This window comes from Pseudomonas sp. B20 (assembly GCF_020515755.1).
Taxonomy (GTDB): domain Bacteria; phylum Pseudomonadota; class Gammaproteobacteria; order Pseudomonadales; family Pseudomonadaceae; genus Aquipseudomonas; species Aquipseudomonas syringae.
In genome coordinates this window covers 207,629-224,154 of sequence record NZ_JAHPJG010000008.1, presented here as the reverse complement: position 1 = coordinate 224,154, position 16,526 = coordinate 207,629, and the positions used below count along the sequence as shown (strand labels likewise).

General features: G+C 61.0%; 16 protein-coding genes. 3 read left to right on the top strand and 13 right to left on the bottom strand.

From position 1 onward, the window contains the following. The first annotated feature begins 2 nt into the window (after positions 1 to 2). Positions 3 to 1,067 carry a uroporphyrinogen decarboxylase gene (gene hemE / locus LIX91_RS11500; RefSeq protein WP_003414256.1) on the top strand — a complete coding sequence of 355 codons (1,065 nt, stop codon included), beginning with the start codon at positions 3 to 5 and terminating at the stop codon, positions 1,065 to 1,067. Positions 1,068 to 1,127: 60 nt separating this feature from the next. Here the strand turns inward: hemE and LIX91_RS11495 are convergent, their stop codons facing one another. From LIX91_RS11495 to LIX91_RS11470, 6 genes are all read right to left on the bottom strand, one after another. Beyond that, positions 1,128 to 2,603: an N-acyl-D-amino-acid deacylase family protein gene (locus LIX91_RS11495; protein ID WP_226488506.1), complete on the bottom strand. Its 1,476-nt coding sequence runs from the start codon at positions 2,601 to 2,603 to the stop codon at positions 1,128 to 1,130. Positions 2,604 to 2,606: 3 nt separating this feature from the next. Continuing rightward, a complete protein-coding gene (locus tag LIX91_RS11490) occupies positions 2,607 to 3,467 on the bottom strand; it encodes a MurR/RpiR family transcriptional regulator (protein WP_226488505.1) in 861 nt (286 codons plus the stop codon). Continuing rightward, on the bottom strand, positions 3,468 to 4,817 hold the full coding sequence (locus LIX91_RS11485; RefSeq protein ID WP_004409270.1) for a GntP family permease: 1,350 nt from the start codon (positions 4,815 to 4,817) through the stop codon (positions 3,468 to 3,470). Positions 4,818 to 5,084: 267 nt separating this feature from the next. Further along, complete coding sequence (locus tag LIX91_RS11480) at positions 5,085 to 5,732, bottom strand: retron system putative HNH endonuclease (RefSeq protein WP_226488504.1); 648 nt, start codon at positions 5,730 to 5,732, stop codon at positions 5,085 to 5,087. Next, positions 5,729 to 6,991, bottom strand: coding sequence for an AAA family ATPase (locus LIX91_RS11475; protein ID WP_226488503.1), 1,263 nt, complete (start codon positions 6,989 to 6,991; stop codon positions 5,729 to 5,731). The genes LIX91_RS11480 and LIX91_RS11475 overlap by 4 nt, the downstream gene beginning before the upstream one ends. Positions 6,992 to 7,068: 77 nt before the next feature. Beyond that, positions 7,069 to 8,337 (bottom strand): MFS transporter, encoded by a 1,269-nt coding sequence (locus tag LIX91_RS11470; RefSeq protein ID WP_226488502.1) that lies wholly within the window; start codon positions 8,335 to 8,337, stop codon positions 7,069 to 7,071. A 115-nt stretch (positions 8,338 to 8,452) separates the two neighbouring features. Between LIX91_RS11470 and LIX91_RS11465 the strand changes: the two genes are divergently transcribed. Both LIX91_RS11465 and LIX91_RS11460 read left to right on the top strand, forming a co-directional pair. After that, on the top strand, positions 8,453 to 9,343 hold the full coding sequence (locus LIX91_RS11465; protein WP_046269395.1) for a LysR family transcriptional regulator: 891 nt from the start codon (positions 8,453 to 8,455) through the stop codon (positions 9,341 to 9,343). A 122-nt stretch (positions 9,344 to 9,465) separates the two neighbouring features. Then, positions 9,466 to 10,308 carry a S1 family peptidase gene (locus LIX91_RS11460; RefSeq protein WP_226488501.1) on the top strand — a complete coding sequence of 281 codons (843 nt, stop codon included), beginning with the start codon at positions 9,466 to 9,468 and terminating at the stop codon, positions 10,306 to 10,308. Positions 10,309 to 10,461: 153 nt separating this feature from the next. On the opposite strand, the gene LIX91_RS11455 is transcribed toward LIX91_RS11460, so the two are convergent. The 7 genes from LIX91_RS11455 to LIX91_RS11425 are packed head-to-tail and all read right to left on the bottom strand — an operon-like array spanning position 10,462 to position 16,515. Next, the gene (locus LIX91_RS11455) at positions 10,462 to 11,688 is read right to left on the bottom strand and encodes a beta-ketoacyl-ACP synthase (protein WP_004409284.1); all 1,227 of its coding nucleotides are present in this window, start codon (positions 11,686 to 11,688) and stop codon (positions 10,462 to 10,464) included. Then, entirely contained in the window at positions 11,688 to 12,416 is a 729-nt protein-coding gene (gene fabG, locus LIX91_RS11450; protein WP_226488500.1) for a 3-oxoacyl-ACP reductase FabG, read from the bottom strand. Before fabG ends, LIX91_RS11455 begins: the two co-directional genes overlap by 1 nt. Further along, a complete protein-coding gene (locus LIX91_RS11445; protein WP_226488499.1) occupies positions 12,413 to 12,868 on the bottom strand; it encodes a hotdog family protein in 456 nt (151 codons plus the stop codon). The genes fabG and LIX91_RS11445 overlap by 4 nt, the downstream gene beginning before the upstream one ends. After that, complete coding sequence (locus LIX91_RS11440) at positions 12,865 to 14,061, bottom strand: beta-ketoacyl-[acyl-carrier-protein] synthase family protein (protein ID WP_100072845.1); 1,197 nt, start codon at positions 14,059 to 14,061, stop codon at positions 12,865 to 12,867. The genes LIX91_RS11445 and LIX91_RS11440 overlap by 4 nt, the downstream gene beginning before the upstream one ends. Next, a complete protein-coding gene (locus LIX91_RS11435) occupies positions 14,058 to 14,540 on the bottom strand; it encodes a hypothetical protein (RefSeq protein WP_100072844.1) in 483 nt (160 codons plus the stop codon). Before LIX91_RS11435 ends, LIX91_RS11440 begins: the two co-directional genes overlap by 4 nt. Beyond that, the gene (locus LIX91_RS11430; protein WP_103689049.1) at positions 14,537 to 15,271 is read right to left on the bottom strand and encodes a class I SAM-dependent methyltransferase; all 735 of its coding nucleotides are present in this window, start codon (positions 15,269 to 15,271) and stop codon (positions 14,537 to 14,539) included. Before LIX91_RS11430 ends, LIX91_RS11435 begins: the two co-directional genes overlap by 4 nt. Continuing rightward, entirely contained in the window at positions 15,268 to 16,515 is a 1,248-nt protein-coding gene (locus tag LIX91_RS11425; RefSeq protein WP_003414282.1) for an NAD(P)/FAD-dependent oxidoreductase, read from the bottom strand. Before LIX91_RS11425 ends, LIX91_RS11430 begins: the two co-directional genes overlap by 4 nt. Positions 16,516 to 16,526: the final 11 nt, after the last annotated feature.

The following is a 16,526-nucleotide window of genomic DNA, read 5'->3' as shown; positions in this document are numbered from 1 at the left end:
ACATGACTGCCCTGAAGAACGACCGTTTCCTTCGCGCTTTGCTCAAGCAACCCGTAGACGTCACGCCGGTGTGGATGATGCGTCAGGCAGGCCGTTACCTGCCGGAATACCGCGCCAGCCGCGCCAGTGCCGGGGACTTCATGAGCCTGTGCAAGAACCCGCAGTTCGCCTGTGAAGTCACCTTGCAGCCGCTGGATCGCTACCCGCTGGATGCGGCAATTCTGTTCTCCGACATCCTGACCATTCCCGATGCGATGGGCCAGGGGCTGTACTTCGAAACCGGCGAAGGCCCGCGTTTCAAGAAAACCGTCAGCACGCTGGCCGACATCGAAGCGTTGCCGATCCCTGATGCACAGCAGGATCTGGGCTACGTGATGGATGCGGTCAGCACCATTCGCCGCGAACTCAACGGTCGTGTACCGCTGATCGGTTTCGCTGGCAGCCCGTGGACGCTGGCGACCTACATGGTCGAGGGCGGTTCGTCGAAAGACTTCCGCAAGTCCAAGGCCATGCTCTACGACAACCCGCAAGCCATGCACCTGCTGCTCGACAAGCTGGCGCAGTCAGTGACCTCCTACCTCAATGGCCAGATTCTGGCCGGTGCGCAGGCCGTGCAGATCTTCGACAGCTGGGGCGGTAGTCTTTCTTCGGCGGCGTATCAGGAGTTCTCGCTGGCCTACATGCGCAAGATCGTCAACGGCCTGATTCGCGAAAACGACGGGCGCAAGGTGCCGGTGATCGTGTTCACCAAAGGCGGCGGTCTGTGGCTGGAAAGCATTGCCGACATCGGTGCAGACACCCTCGGGCTGGACTGGACCTGCGACATCGGCGAAGCGCGTCAGCGCGTCGGCAGCAAGGTTTCGCTGCAAGGCAACATGGACCCGACCGTGCTGTACGCGCGCCCGGAAGCCATCCGCCAGGAAGTCGCACGCATCCTTGCCAGCTACGGCAGCGGCACCGGCCACGTCTTCAACCTCGGCCACGGCATCACCCCTGAAGTCGACCCGGCCAATGCCGGCGCGTTCATCAACGCGGTGCACGAGTTGTCGGCGCAGTATCACCAGTAGTTGCTGGGCCAACGAGGCATCGATACCTCAAGACGCACCGTTTGATTCAAGCGCCGACGACTACGTCGGCGCTTTCGCATCCGCAAAGCCCTCCCGCAGCGAACCGCTGCGTGGCAGGAATCTGCCCTGTCGCTCGCCTTGCGGTTTGCCGTTGGCATAGCTCAAGCGGCCGTTGACCCAGACACCGTCGATGCCCTGCGCCGCTCGCTGAGGGTCTTTGAAATCTGCAACATCGCGTACGGTTTGCGGGTTGAACAGCACCAGATCCGCCCAGTAACCCTCGCGAATAAGGCCGCGTTCGTGCAAGGCGAAGCGCGCGGCCGACAGCCCGGTCATTTTGTGTACGGCGGTGTGCAACGCAAACAGCCCCTTGTCGCGGCTGAAATGCCCGAGCACCCTCGGGAACGCGCCCCACAGGCGCGGATGGGGAAACGGGTCTTCCGGAAGGCCATCGGAGCCGATCATCGTCAGCGGGTGAGACATGATGCGCTCGACATCGCCCTCATCCATGCCGTAGTACACCGCGCCTGCAGGTTGCAACTTGCGTGCGGCGTCGAGCAATGACAGCCCCCAGTCGGCGGCAATCTCCTGCAGATCCCTGCCGCCCTGATCCGCGTGCGGCGTAGACCAGGTGATGGTGATGCGGAACGCGTCCGTGACCTGTTTGAGGTCCAGCGTCGAAGAGCTGGCCGCATAGGGATAGCAGTCGCAGCCTACCGGATGGTCCTGCGCGGCTTTTTCCAGGGCCGCCAGCAGTTGCGGGCTGCGTCCCCAGTTGCCTGCACCGGCGCATTTCATGTGCGAGATGATGACCGGTGAGCGCGCATGGCGACCTATATCGAATGCTTCCGCCATGGCCTCCAGCACTGGCTCGAATTCGCTGCGCAGGTGGGTGGTGTAAATCGCGCCGAATGCGCTGAGCTCTTCCGCCAGTTGCTTGACCTCGCTGGTTTCGGCCGAGAACGCCGAGGCGTAGGCAAGGCCGGTCGATAACCCCAGCGCGCCCGCTTCCAGGCTGTCACGCAACTGCACGCGCATGGCGGCAATTTCTTCCGGACTGGCGCTGCGTAACAAGTCATCCATGTGGTTGCTGCGCAAGGCGGTATGGCCGATCAGGGCCGCCACGTTGACGGCGGGGCGGGCGTTGTCGACGGCCGCGCGGTAGTCGGTAAAACGTGGATAGACGAACGCCGCAGCGTCGCCCAGCAGGTTCATCGGGTCGGGAGGATTGCCGCTCAGCGAGACCGGCGACGCGCTGATCCCGCAGTTGCCGACGATGACGGTCGTCACGCCCTGGCTGATTTTCGGCAGCATCTCGGGTTTGCGGATGACCACTGTATCGTCGTGGGTGTGCACATCGATAAACCCTGGCGCCAGCACGCGACCGGCTGCATCGATTTCTTCACGGGCACTGGCATCGCTCAGACTGCCGATGCGCTGGATGCGTCCCTCGCTGATCGCCACATCGGCGCGTATCCCCGGTGTGTCACTGCCGTCGATGACCAGTGCGTCGCGAATGATCAGGTCATAAAACATGGTTCAGTCTCCCAGCGGCAGGCCATCTTCGCCGCCACGGTATTCATCCAGCGCAAGCTTGATCCGGCGCAGCCGCTCCTGATTGTCTTCAGGGCTCGCCAACGCCAGTTCAGTGGCCAGCACGTCGATGGTCAGCAGCATGCCGTAACGCGCTGCGGTGGGTTTATAGATGAAATTGGTTTCAGCAATCTGTAGCGGCAGCACGACCTCGGCCAGCTGTGCCAGCGGTGAATCAGGCAGCGTGATGGCCAGCACGCGGGCACCGTAGCTGCGCGCCAGGGTCACGGCGTCGAGCAGTTCCGGTGTGCGTCCGCTGAGCGAGCAGACAATCAGGCTGTGTTGCGGGCCAAGCGTGGCGGCGACCATGCGCATCATCACCGGGTCGCGGCAGGCGGCCACCGGGTAACCCAGGCGCACCAGCCGGGTTTGCAGTTCCTCGCTGCACAGGCTGGAGCAACCGCCCATGCCGAATGTGTGAATCATGCGCGCATCGGCGACACAGGCGATGGCGGCGGCAAAGCGCGTTGCTTCAAAGCCGGCCAGGTGCTGGCGCAGGGTCGCTTCGATGTCGTCGACGATCCGGGTGAAAAAAACCGACTGCTCCGGCGCCGGTTCCGGATGCAGAAAGCGGCTGCCGACGCCGCTGGCCTGGGCCAGTTGCAGGCGTAAGTCGCGCAGATCCCGGCAACCGATACTGCGCGCGAAGCGTGACAGCGTCGCACTGCTGACCTCGGCGCGGCTGGCCAGCTCATCCAGACTGGCACTGGCCGCAAAGGCGATATCGCTGAGCAACAGCCTGGCGATTCGTCCTTCTCCTGCGCTGAAGGAATCCTGACGGGCACGTATCTGGTACAGAATGTCCACTCAAAGCACCTGCGCCAGGCCCAGCGTCAGGGCAAAAGCGACGACAGAAATCAGCGTCTCCAATACCGTCCAGGTCTTGAACGTTTGCGCGACGGTCATGTTGAAATACTCCTTGATAAGCCAGAAACCACCGTCGTTGACGTGGGAAAAGATCACCGAGCCTGCGCCCGTTGCCAGCACCAGCAATTCGGGGTGCGGGTAACCCAGCCCCAGCGCGACAGGTGCGACGATGCCCGATGCCGTGGTCATAGCCACCGTCGCCGAACCGGTCGCAACCCGCATCAGTGCCGCGAACAACCAGCCCATCAGCAGGGGCGACAGATGAAAGTCCTGCGCCAGACCCACGATCTCATTGGTCACGCCGCTGTCGATCAGAATGCGGTTCAAGCCGCCACCGGCACCTACCAGCAACGTGATGCTCGCGGTCGGTGCCAGGCACTCGTTGGTGAATTTCAGGATCGAGTCGCGGTTGAAGCCCTGCGCGATGCCCAGTGTCCAGAAACTCAGCAGGGTGGCCAGCAGCAGGGCAATCACCGAGTTGCCGATGAACAGCAGAAAGCTGTTGAACGCGCTGCCCGGTGTACTGATCAGGTTGGCCCAGCCACCCAGCAGCATCAGCACCACCGGCAGCAGAATCGTGGCCATGGTCAGGCCGAAGCTGGGCAGCTTCTGGCGTGGCTCGCGGTCGAGAAACTGCTTGGCCAGCGGGTTTTCAGCTGGCAAGTGGATGCGCGGCACAATGAATTTGGCATACACCGGACCGGCGATGATCGCCGTCGGGATGCCGATCAGGATGGCGTAGAACAGCGTTTGCCCTACCGACGCCTGATAAGCCTGCACCGCGAGCATCGCAGCAGGGTGCGGCGGCACCAGCGCATGCACCACCGACAGACCGGCGACCATCGGCAGGCCGACCATCAGAATCGACACCCCGACGCGTCGGGCCACAGTGAAGGCAATCGGTACCAGCAGAACGAACCCCACTTCGAAAAACAGTGGCAAGCCCACCAGAAACGCAATGCAGACCATGGCCCAGTGCGCGTTACGCTCGCCAAAGCGATCGATCAGGGTGCGCGCCACCTGCTCGGCACCGCCAGACTCGGCCATCATCTTGCCCAGCATGGTGCCCAGCGCCACGACCAGCGCGATATGTCCCAGCGTTTTGCCAACCCCCGCTTCATAAGAGGCGACCACGCCACTGGCCGGCATTCCCGCGACCAGGGCCAGACCGACCGAAACAAGCGTAATGACGATAAACGGATTGAGGCGGTAACGCGCGATCAACACGATCAAGGCGATGATGGCGACAGCGGCGTAGACCAATAGCGAAAGACCGGGTGACGGCGACATAGCGACGATTCCTTGCAAAGTGGGTAGGCGAGGGCGCAACACCAACAGCTGAAGCTGTCAGCCTGAAGGCGACTCGGGAGTACTCGGCAGGGACGACGCAATAAGATGGAGCAGGGGCGTTTCAGGGCGATCACAGGTATTCATTATTTTTATCTCTGTTTTCGTGATGAAAATAAATTACACGAAAATGAAATATAAACAAATATATGAAAATAAATTTCTTGTTTGGGTCGTGCGTCGCTTATGTGAGAGAGGTGCTGGCGCGGCCTACCCTTGCGTCAGCAATTGCTCCGCATAGCGTGCAACGACATGGCCGAAAGCAATAGAGGTATTAGCGGTGCCCGAGCGCAGGCTGTCTACGAGGTTAGCGAGCTCCGCATCACTGGCGCTGGATATGAATTGCTCATCGAACACACCCGTGATGGCCTCCTGGCGTCTTTTGGTCAAATACGCGATATCGAGTGCGAGCTTTTCGATCATCGTCGTGGCGGGAAGGTCGGTGTGGGACGTGCTCTGGATTTTCCCTGTCAGCAAGTAACGGAAGCGCTGTTCGCAATCGTCCTCTGTTGGAGAAATGTGCAGGTCTTCATCGAACCAGTTGCCTTTATAGTGGCCGCAGTGCAACACACCGCCTGCTTTCCTATCACGCAGACAGGACGCGTGGAGATTGCTGTATTCAAGTGCAAGTGGCAGGTAGTGCTCCTGCGGCCTGAAATGCTCTATATGGCTGCTACAAAGATCTATCGCTCCGCCGCAATAGCAGCATGAGAAGTTCTGCTCTCGCAACAGCTCGTCATGAAGATCGCATTTTTGCGGATTCGGCAAGGCTGGATAGGTGGGCGTCCAGTCTTCGTTTGCGCTGGCTTTCCATTCGGTGAATGACGCAGGCTCAGTTCCTTTGATGATGCGTCTCATCGTCCAATGATCTCCTTGCGTTTGAGTAGCGCCTCGGCACCCGCGAACTCTGGTAGATCGGGCGCCTTCTTCTTCAGTGCATCAAGCTGCGACCTGGCTTTTTCAAGCTCGTTGTTTTCCAGAGTGCTGAATAGCTGATCGAGCAACTCTTCAATTTCAGGCTCACGCTGAGGCACGCCCATGACTTCTTCCAGAATGCTGCTGGAGTCCAGGCCGTAGGTTGCTCTTGGGTGAGAGCCGTCATGGTTATTCAGCAGGATGACCTCGCCCGGCTGTAAGCTGCCGATGACCTGTGGCGAGTGGCTTGTGGCGATGAACTGGACGCTGGGAAATGCTTTTTTCAGCGCGGGTGCAATGGTGCGTTGCCAGCCGGGGTGCAGGTGGATGTCCAGTTCATCGATCACGATGATGCCGTTTGTCTTGCTTAGAACATCCTTCCCCATGTGCGGATTTAGCAGGCAGATACGGCGGGCAATATCGGCGAAGAGGGCGACCATTCCGCGTTGCCCGTCGCTCAGGTCGTTGAAGGGGATTTTTCGGTCATCAATGTCCACCATCAGCCCCCGCATTTCCATGTCGTACTCTATGCCCTTGGACTCCGGCAGTGCGCACTGGATAGCTGAATTGATCCGGGTGAGTTCGTCGGTGAGAACGCCAGAGAAACCCGTTCTGGACAGTCTTTGAAAGCGCTCCAGTGTCTTGCCGATGAGCCAGGTCTCAAAACTCTTTAAGTTGGAGGAGGCGTCGAACCAGTTGGCATAGGCGTCCAGTCTTGATGGTTTGCTCTGTGCAGCTTGCTCGGCGGCTACATTCATGGTCAGCCAGCCCCGATTGGCTCTGTAGACGGCGAATACAGGCATATCAATTTCGAGCGATTCCGAGAGGTGTGGGTTCTCTGGAGATGTAACGCTTTCAAAGTTGCTGGAATTACTGTTATTGCCATCCCGCTTAAGTGATACGTGCCAATCTTTGAACCCAAACGCATCACCTCGGGCAGCCAACCTGACGGGGAAGATACGTTCAAAGTGAACGCTGTTTTCAGATTTTACTAAGGTGAACCTGGCATCTGATTCAGTGATGAGTGAGTTACCCGATCCCATGTTCGCGAGGAATTTCCCGAAACAACAAGCCACCCCTTGCAACAACGACGTCTTCCCACTGCCATTAACCCCCACCACCAGATTGAATCCTGGCTGGAAGTCGAAATGAGCATCTTCGTAGCAACGAAAATTCTGCAGGTGGAGGTGGTCGAGGCGCATGTCGGTTTCCTTTACCAGAACTGGCGGATGCGTCAGTGTACCTTGGCTAACCCTATGCGCCATCGCCCTATGTGTGACTAAACCTGCGCCCCCAGCGGCTGCAACCTTGCCAGCCTCAACGCCACACCAAGGGCAATCAGCAGCAACACGCCGATAAACAGCCCGATACCGTTCCAGCCCGCGTAGTGCCAGAACACGCCGCCGCCGGTTCCGGCCACGCTCGAGCCTGCGTAGTAACAGAACAGGTACAGGGACGCGGCCTGGCCTCTGGCGGTGGTGGCCCTGCGTCCGACCCAGCTGCTGGCCACTGAATGTGCGCCAAAGAAGCCGAAGGTGAAGATCAGTAAGCCGACGATCACCAGCGGCAGTGGGGTGAACAGTGTCAGCAGCAGGCCGGCCAGCATCATCACGATCACCGCCCACAGCACCTGTCGGCGGCCGAGGCGGTCAGCCAGCGAGCCGATCTTTGCCGAGCTGTAGATGCCTGACAGGTACACCACAGAAAACACCCCGACCACGGCCTGGCTCAGGTTGTAGGGTGCGCTCAGAAAGCGGTAGGCGATGTAGTTGAACAGCGTGACGAATGCGCCCATCAGCAGGAAGCCGGTCAGAAACAGCAGCGGCAAGCCTGCATCGCGAAACTGCACCACAAACCCGTCGAGCAGACTGCGAGGGTGCAGCGAGCGCGGGCGGAAGTTGCGCGACGCCGGCAGGATCCTCCAGAACACCGCTGCGGCGATCAGCGCCAGCCCGCCGACCACCAGCATCGCCGCGTGCCAGCTGACGTAGTCGATCATCACCCCGACGATCAGCCTTCCGCTCATGCCACCGACGGCGTTGCCGCCGATATACAGCCCCATCGCCAGGCCCAGATGGGTGGGGTGGATCTCCTCGCTCAGGTAGGTCATCGCCACTGCCGCCAGGCCGCTCAGTGACAGGCCTACCAGGGCACGGGTAATCAGCACGCCCTCCCAGCTGGGCATCAAGGCGCTGGCGATGGTGAACAGCGAGGCACAGAACAGCGCCATGACCATCACCGGCTTGCGCCCCAGCCGATCGGATATCGGCCCGGTGATCAGCAGGCCGATGGCGAGCATTGCCGTGGCCACGGACAGGATCAGGCTGCTTTGTGCCGCCGTCAGGGAGAACTCGCTCGATAGCGTCGGCATCATCGGCTGTACGCAGTACAGCAGGGTAAAGGTCGAAAACCCGCCAGCGAACAGCGCCAGAGCCGTGCGTTTGAAAAGGGGCGTGTTCTTTTCGATGTAGGTATCGCCGGGCAGTGTCGACGACTGTACGGACGAGGTGTTCAAGTCGGGGGTGGGCGGGGCAACGGCAGGGTTCACAAAGACCTCAGGGCACGGTTGAGCAGGCAATGAAAAAATCATATAGCTCGCTAATCATTCCATCCAATATATTGTTCGACCTGTTTGATAGGTAAAACGACTTAATGGAGGCCACATGGAATTGCGTCATCTGCGTTATTTCATCGCGGTTGCCGAAGAGCTGCATTTTGGCCGCGCCGCGCAGGCGCTGGGGATTTCTCAGCCGCCGCTCAGCCAGCAGATTCAGACGCTGGAGCAGGAACTGGGCACGCGTCTTTTCGAGCGCACCAACCGGCGCGTCGAGTTGAGCGAATCCGGGCGGCTGTTTCTCGACGAGGCACGGCTGGTGCTGGCGCAGGTCGACAAAGCCACCGACGTGGCCCGGCGCGCGCAACTGGGCGAAATCGGCGAGCTGAAGATCGGCTTCACTTCGTCTGCGCCGTTTACGTCGAGTATCCCGCAGGCGATTTTCGCCTTCCGCCAGGCCTACCCGGACGTGCACCTGACCCTGACCGAGATCACCAGTCAGGAAGTGGCGGCAGGTCTTGAGGACAAAAGCATTCAGGTCGGCATCATGCGCCCGCTGGCATTGCCCGATTCACTGGTGGTGTTCGAATTGCTGAGTGAGCCGCTGGTGGCGATCATGCGGGCCGACCATCCGCTGGCGGCAGAAAGCGAGGAGGGAATCTACATGGCGGCGCTGGCCGCCGAGCCGTTCGTGTTCTTCCCGCGCACTTATGGCAGCGGCATCTACGCGCAAGTCCTGAGCCTGGCGCGCGCCGCAGGGTTCAGCCCGCTGATCACCCAGGAAGCGGGCGAAGTGATGACCATCATCGGCCTGGTTGCAGCAGGCTTGGGCGTCACTGTACTGCCTGCGTCCTACCGGCGAATGCGCATCGACGGCGTGGTCTACCGCAACGTCCTCGACCCCGGCGCAACCAGTGCGGTGTGGCTGGTGCAACGCAAGGACGAACAATCGCCCATGGCCAAGGCGTTCACCGAGCTGTTGACGCGTAACGTCGGGTGAATGCCTGGCGTATATCCGGTACTCACTATCACTTTTGACAGTAGGCAGATCAGTGTTTTTTGCGTTGAATCTCATGTGCACCTGATGCTCCAGGACGGAATGACAGGAACAGGGAGAGAAGCATGCGCAAACAAATATGGATGATGGCTTTATTGAGCCTGTCGCTGACAGTGGCGGCGGACGAGAAAATTATCGGTGGTACGCCCGCACCCTCAGGTGCTTATCCGTTTTTCACTTCATTGACCAAGGAGGATGGCCAGCACCTCTGCGGGGGCGCGTTGATCGCTGCGCAATGGGTGCTTACTGCGGCACACTGCATACGTGGTCAGTCGCCTGCGTTTGTCCAGGTTGCTATAGAGAAGTACGGGCCTCCGGTCGTCAGCCGTGACAAGATCAGGATCGCTGAAGCGTTTATTCCTGCGGATTTCAAAGGCTGGCAGGCTTACTCTAAAACAGGCGACGAAAAGGGATCGGGGCTTTACGACATTGCGCTATTGAAGCTTGAGCGTCCAACCGAAAGTAAAGACATCCTCAAGCTGGACGGCATTGATCAGGTGGTTGCGCACGAAGTCGGGATGCCCGTCACGCTGGCAGGCTTCGGAATGAGAGAAACCGGCACCATGCCGAACGAGCTTTATCATGTTGACGGCTCGATTCTGGAAGATCGCAAATGCATAGACGTGCCGCCGGGCTATCCACCTACCTACTTTGATCCTCTCTTGAATGTGTGTTCGAGCAAGATTTCTGGCGGCGGCGATTCAGGCGGGCCGTTGCTTTTCAAAACGCAGAGCGGCTACGTCGGCGTTGCGCTGGTAAGTCGTGGTTTGCTCGACGCTAGTCAGATGACTCGAATTTCGTTCTACAAGGACTGGATCACGGACATCATTGCAAATGACAAGTGCGGCCAGCAGGAGAAGCCTGAGGGTACTGTTTCTGTGCGTTCTGTCAGCTCGTCTGGCTGTTGACCACTGAGCGCCAGGACTCAGCCGTCACTGACGTCGCACTCTGCGTCGTCAGTGCCACTGTGAGAAAAAAGCGCTTTTATGTGCAGTGACTACAGGCAAAGCATGACTTTGCGCTGCTGCGTAGGCAACGATAGGTGCTCGGGAAGGCGCCGCTCAACCCCAGCGTCTGAAGATCAGCGAGGTGTTCACGCCGCCAAATGCGAAGTTGTTGTTCATCACGTATTCGTTGCTCATGTGCCTTGGTTCGCCGACGATGTAGTCCAGTTCGCCGCACTGTGGGTCGATGTCGACCAGGTTGAGCGTATGGATATAGCGGTCGCTGTTGAGCATTTCGATGCTGAACCATGACTCGAGCGCGCCGCACGCTCCCAGCGTGTGGCCGAGGAAGCTTTTCTGCGAGCTGAGCGGCATGCGCGGGCCGAACAGGCTGCTGGTGGCCAGGGTCTCGGCGATGTCGCCCTGTTCGGTGGCGGTGCCGTGACCGTTGACGTAACCGATGGCGTCAGGCGACAGGTTGGCGTCTTCGAGGGCCAGCTCCATCGCGCGGCGCATGGTGGCCTGCTCGGGACGAGTGCTGTGCGCGCCGTCGGCGTTGCTGCCGAAGCCGACGATTTCGGCGTAGATGTGCGCGCCACGTGCCTGGGCATGCTCAAGCTCTTCAAGCACCAGCATGCCGCCACCTTCACCGATCACCAGGCCATCGCGTCCGCTGTCGTAGGGGCGTGGCGTGGTGTGTGGCGCGTCATTCTTGAGGCTGGTGGCGTACAGCGCGTCGAAGACCATGGCCTCGGTCGGGCACAGCTCTTCGGCCCCGCCCGCCAGCATCAGCGGCAGACGACCGAACTTGATCGCCTCGTAGGCATAGCCGATGCCCTGACTGCCACTGGTGCAGGCGCTGGAGGTCGGAATCAGGCGTCCGGTCAGGCCGAAGAAGATGCTGATGTTGGCGGCGGTGGTATGCGGCATCATGCGCACGTAGGAGTTGGCGTTCAGGCCCACGGCCACCGAGTTGATCAGCATGTTGCCGAAGGCCTTGATCTCGTCGGTGCTGCCGGTGGACGAGCCGCAGGCCGTGCCCATGCGGCCATCGCGAATGATCGGGTCATTCAGCAGCCCGGCGTCGATCAGGGCCTGCTCCGCAGCCGCCACGGCCAGACGTGACACGCGGCCCATGCTGCGCAGTTGTTTGCGCGTCCAGTGCCCCGGCACGGCGAAATCGTCGATGGGGCCAGCGAGGCGGGTATTGAGCTCGGCAAACCGGTTCCACTCGTCCATTCGGCGAATGCCGCTGCGATTGGCCGTGAAGCGTGCATCGATAGTCGGCCAGTCGCTGCCCACCGAGGTGATGCCGGACATGCCGGTCACTACCACACGCTTCATCAGCACAGTCCCCCGTTGACGGCCAGAACCTGACGAGTGATGTAGCTCGCTTCGGGAGACATCAGAAAATTCACCGCACCCGCCACTTCCTCGGGCGTGCCCATGCGTTGGGCCGGGATCATTTTCATCAGTTCGTCCACGGGCACGTTCTCGTCCAGCATGGCCGTATCGATCAGCCCCGGCGCGACGCAGTTGACGGTGATCTTGCGCTTGCCCAGTTCGATGGCCAGCGCCTTGGCGGCACCGATCAGCCCTGCCTTGGAAGCGCTGTAATTGACCTGGCCGCGGTTGCCGATCAGCCCGGAAACCGAGGTGATGCAGACGATGCGCCCTGCTGCACGACGGCGAATCATCGGCATCGTCAACGGGTGCAGGACGTTATAGAAGCCGTCCAGGTTGGTGCGCAGCACCTGATCCCAGTCATCGTCGCTGAGTGCCGGAAACGCGCCGTCGCGGGTCAGCCCGGCGTTGAGTACCACGCCGTAATAGGCGCCGTGCGTCTCCACGTCCTCTTCCAGAATGGCCTTGCAGGCGGCCCGGTCCGAGACATCGAATTGCAGCACGCGTGCCTGGCGGCCCAGCGCAACGACTTCGGCCTGCACCGCTTCGGCTTCGCTGCGGCCGGTGCGGCAATGCAGGATCAGGTCGTATCCGGCCTGCGCCAGACGCAGGGCGATGGCGCGGCCGATGCCACGGCTGGAGCCGGTGACCAGTATCGATTCAGTCATGCCGGGGCTCCTTCAGCCAGGTAGTCAGCAGTGTTGGGCGGGCAATATACATTGAGTCGGGCAAAAGCCTCGATACCCGGGCCGGTGAGGGTGCATTCGAACATGCCCATGCCGTTGTCGTCCTGCAGGGAGCGCACAGCATGGATGTGCAGTTCACTGCCCAGCGGGAAGCGCGTCACGTTGCAGTCGAACTTGCGACTGCCAAGCAGAAAACCCAGCTTGACCGCTTCGCCCTTGTTGCGCGCCTTGCAACCGGCATAGGCCGCGACGCTCTGCGCCATCAGCTCTATGCCCAGCCATGCCGGCAGGCTGCCGTCGGCTTGATTGAACAGGCCGCCGGCGCGTACGGTCAGGCAGGTTCGAATCTGTTCTTCGTCAACGCTCAGCACCTGATCAATGAGAATCATGTCGCCGGCATGGGGGATGAGTTCGGCGAGCGGCCACTCGGTCATGGGGCATCTCCGATAATCAGGCTGATGTTGTTGCCACCGAAGGCAAACGAATTGCTCATCATGTAACGAGCGTTTTCAGGTGTCAGGCGCGAGCCTGCGTGTGTCCATTGCAGCGCAGGCAAGAGCGGATCGGCCTCGCCGTCCCACAGGTGCGGGGGCAGGGCCTGTTCGGTATTCTGCGGGGCCAGGCTCAGCCAGCAAAACGCCGCTTCCAGCGCGCCCGCCGCGCCCAGGGTGTGGCCGCTGAGCGGTTTGGTCGACGAGCAGGGCACGCCGTTCGGAAATACGCCCTGCACGGCCAGGCTCTCCATCGCATCGTTGTGCTGCGTGGCGGTGCCATGCAGGTTCAGATAACCGATCTGCTCCGCCTCGAGTCGGGCATTGCGCAACGCTTGCAGCATGGCATCGCGCGCGCCACGCCCGGTGGGTTCGGGGGCCGAGATGTGGTGAGCGTCGCAGCTGGCACCTGCGCCCAGCAGGGCAATCGAGTGCCTGCTGTCGGCTTCACGAGTCATCAGGAACAGTGCGGCCGCCTCGCCGATATTGATCCCGTTGCGGTTGCTGGAGAACGGGTTGCAGAGCTGCGGCGACATGGCCTCGAGTGCCGAGAACCCCTGCAGGGTCAGCTTGCACAGGCTGTCGACGCCGCCGCACAGCACGGCATCGCACAGGCCCATGTCCAGCGCCCGACGCGCACTGAGCAACGCCCGCGAGCTGGACGTGCAGGCTGTCGAGATGACGTAGGCCGGGCCGCTCAATTGCAGCCAGGCGGCGAGAAAATTCGCCGGTGCGCCCAGTTCCTGTTGCCGATAATCGTAATCGTCGGGGAAGGTCCGCTCACGCAGCCAGACGGCCATGCTCTCGCTCGCTTCATCGATGCCCGAGGTGCTGGTGCCGATGATCACGCCGATCCGCCCGGCGCCGAAGCGGGTGATGGCCTGGCTGATGTCCTCCTCGATCTGCAGGGCGGCGGCCAGCAGCAACTGGTTATTGCGGCTGCGATGCAAATGCACGGCAGGCGGAATGGGCGGCAGTGCGGATTTGACTGCACCGACCGGCAACGCGCGTTCCGGCACCCAGCCGCTTTCGAACACCATGCCCGAGCTGTCGCCTGCGAACAGCCTGCGCGACACCTCTTCACGGCTGTCGCCCAGCGAGCAGATCACGCCAAGCGCGTTGAGATAGGCGGTCATGGCAGGCTCTCGTTGTTCAGCGGTGTCACCTTGTAGCTCAGCCTGTCCTTGAGGCGGATGGTGAACGCGTTGGCCGACTGATATTCGACCAGCCAGCGGTCCTCCAGACGACGCTGCATGCCCTGGCGGTAAGCCGTCGGGTAGCGGCCATGCATTTCCAGGTCCGGGGTCATGGCGAACATCAGCGCAGCGAACAGCTCGCGAGCTTCCGGATTGGGCGGCAGCAAACCGTCGGCCTGCCATTTTCCGTCGATCAGCAACTGGCGCGCCTGGGGAATGCCCAGCGGGTCCATCATTGACCAGCGCAATCCGCCGTTTTCGCGCTGGATGATCAGCAGCCAGTCCTGATGCTGATCGGCCTGGCGACGCTCGATGTGCAGTTGCATCGGCAATTGCATGGTCGGTGCGCTGGTCGGCAGCGGGGCTTGTGCCGCACAGCCGCCGAGCAGCAGGAAGGCTAAAAACAGTACGCGAATCATGATGCTCCAACTTCCAGGGGTTTGCGGGCCACGACATTGACCAGCGTTTCCTCACGTTGCCCGAACGGCCTGGGCTTTTGCAGTTTCAAGACTTCGAGCAGGCCGAAGTCCCTGGCGCGGCTCCACCACAGGTAAGGGTACGAAACATTCTGTGCATCGAACTCGAAACCCTGGTCGCGGATCATCTGCAGATACTGCGCCGCGCTTTTCTGAACGTGCATCGGATGGCGGAACAGCCAGCGAATCACCCAAGTGTCGATGTACGCCTCGGTCGACTCGGCGAACAGCAGATAGCCGCCCGGCTTGAGCACGCGATAAAACTCGGCCAGCGCGCGTTCCTGATCGACCAGATGATGGAAAGTCTGGTGGCAGAACAGCAGATCGACGCTGGCGTCGGGTACTTGCAGGGCTGCGCAGTCGCTGCCGATCAGTTCGACCTCTACGCCTCTGGCCCGCGCCTCTTCACCACTCATGTCGAGGCTGTGCGGATCGGCGTCGACACCGATGAGCCTGGACGGCTGAAAAACCTTGTTCAACTGCTGAAACGAACGGCCTTGCCCGCAACCGGCGTCGAGCAATACCGGGGCAACCGGCGGCGGGCTGGTGAACAGGCTGCGCAAGTCGTCTATCGCCACGCGCAGCACGCGGTACTGCCAGATGTTGCTGCGCAGAAACCACAGGCCGAAGCGGGTTTCCTCGACATAACTGTCACTCAGGAACGGTCGATTCATGGGCCACTGTCCGCGCAGATTTCCGAGAGCGTGCGCAGGCGGCGCTTGGGCTCGCTGACAAATGGATTGCGTTCGTCCCAGGCATAGCCGGCCAGAATCGAGCTGATCATGCGGCGGATGTCCGGAGCGCTGCCGGGGTAGAAAATCACGTTCTGGAACGTCCCGTCGTACCAGCCCTCGACATAGGCCCTGAAGGTGTCGACGCCACGTTTCAACGGCACCGCGAACTCGCTTTCCCAATCCACGTTTTCGCCTTGCAACTGCCGGCTCAGCACGCCAGCCGCCATGCTCGCCGAACGCATGGCGATGGTCACGCCCGAAGAGAACACCGGGTCGAGGAATTCCGCCGCATTGCCCAGCAGCGCAAAGCCCTTGCCGTGCAGGGTCTTGACGTTGGCCGAGTAGCCGCCGATGGTTCTCGCTGGCGTATCCCAGACTGCGTTTTTCAGCACGCTGGCCAACTGCGGTGTTTCATCGATAAAGGCGCGCAGGCAGGCATCCAGATCCTCGGGCTTGTCCTTGAAGCGCTCGGCCGAGGCGACCACGCCTATCGAACAGCGGCCTTCGCTGAACGGAATCGACCAGAACCACACATCGCTGTGCTGCGGATGGATGCTGACCAGAATCTTGCGGCGGTCGAAGGGCGGGCTTTCGATGCGGTCTTCGATATGGGTGAACACCGCCTGGCGCACAGGGAAACCTGACGGCGCTTCCAGATCCAGCAAGCGCGGCAGCACGCGGCCATAGCCGCTGGCGTCGAGTACGAAGCTGGCCTGCACGCTGTATTCGCTGTCGTCCTCACGCCTCACACGCAAAACCGGCTGCGGGCCCTCGAAGTCGGCGCTGACGATCTCTTCCTGGTAGCGGATGTCCACGCCTTGCAGCGCGGCCTGATCGGCGAGCAGTTTGTCGAACTCGCTGCGCTGCACCTGAAAGGTCGTCGGCTTGCCGTTGCTGAACGTATCGCCGAAGTCGAAATCGCTGTATTGCTCGCCACGCGCGAAGGCTGCGCCATTCTTGGGTTGGAAACCGGCAGCCTGCACGGCCTCCAGCATCCCGGCTTCTTCGACGAAGTCCAGGCAATGACACAGCAGGCTCTCACCGATGGAGAAGCGCGGAAACAGCTGGCGCTCGATGATCAGCACGTCATGGCCCTGGCGTTTGAGCAGGGCAGCCGCTATTGAACCGGCCGGGCCGGCACCGATGACGACGACCTGACGAATTTCCCTATCAGTGATGGGCACAGGTATTCCTT

Coding starts and splice junctions, on each gene's coding strand:
- hemE (WP_003414256.1), top strand. CDS start 3: ATGACTGCCCTGAAGAACGACCGTTTCCTTCGCGCTTTGCTCAAGCAA.
- LIX91_RS11495 (WP_226488506.1), bottom strand. CDS start 2,603: ATGTTTTATGACCTGATCATTCGCGACGCACTGGTCATCGACGGCAGT.
- LIX91_RS11485 (WP_004409270.1), bottom strand. CDS start 4,817: ATGTCGCCGTCACCCGGTCTTTCGCTATTGGTCTACGCCGCTGTCGCC.
- LIX91_RS11480 (WP_226488504.1), bottom strand. CDS start 5,732: ATGAGACGCATCATCAAAGGAACTGAGCCTGCGTCATTCACCGAATGG.
- LIX91_RS11475 (WP_226488503.1), bottom strand. CDS start 6,991: ATGCGCCTCGACCACCTCCACCTGCAGAATTTTCGTTGCTACGAAGAT.
- LIX91_RS11465 (WP_046269395.1), top strand. CDS start 8,453: ATGGAATTGCGTCATCTGCGTTATTTCATCGCGGTTGCCGAAGAGCTG.
- LIX91_RS11460 (WP_226488501.1), top strand. CDS start 9,466: ATGCGCAAACAAATATGGATGATGGCTTTATTGAGCCTGTCGCTGACA.
- LIX91_RS11455 (WP_004409284.1), bottom strand. CDS start 11,688: ATGAAGCGTGTGGTAGTGACCGGCATGTCCGGCATCACCTCGGTGGGC.
- fabG (WP_226488500.1), bottom strand. CDS start 12,416: ATGACTGAATCGATACTGGTCACCGGCTCCAGCCGTGGCATCGGCCGC.
- LIX91_RS11445 (WP_226488499.1), bottom strand. CDS start 12,868: ATGACCGAGTGGCCGCTCGCCGAACTCATCCCCCATGCCGGCGACATG.
- LIX91_RS11440 (WP_100072845.1), bottom strand. CDS start 14,061: ATGACCGCCTATCTCAACGCGCTTGGCGTGATCTGCTCGCTGGGCGAC.
- LIX91_RS11435 (WP_100072844.1), bottom strand. CDS start 14,540: ATGATTCGCGTACTGTTTTTAGCCTTCCTGCTGCTCGGCGGCTGTGCG.
- LIX91_RS11430 (WP_103689049.1), bottom strand. CDS start 15,271: ATGAATCGACCGTTCCTGAGTGACAGTTATGTCGAGGAAACCCGCTTC.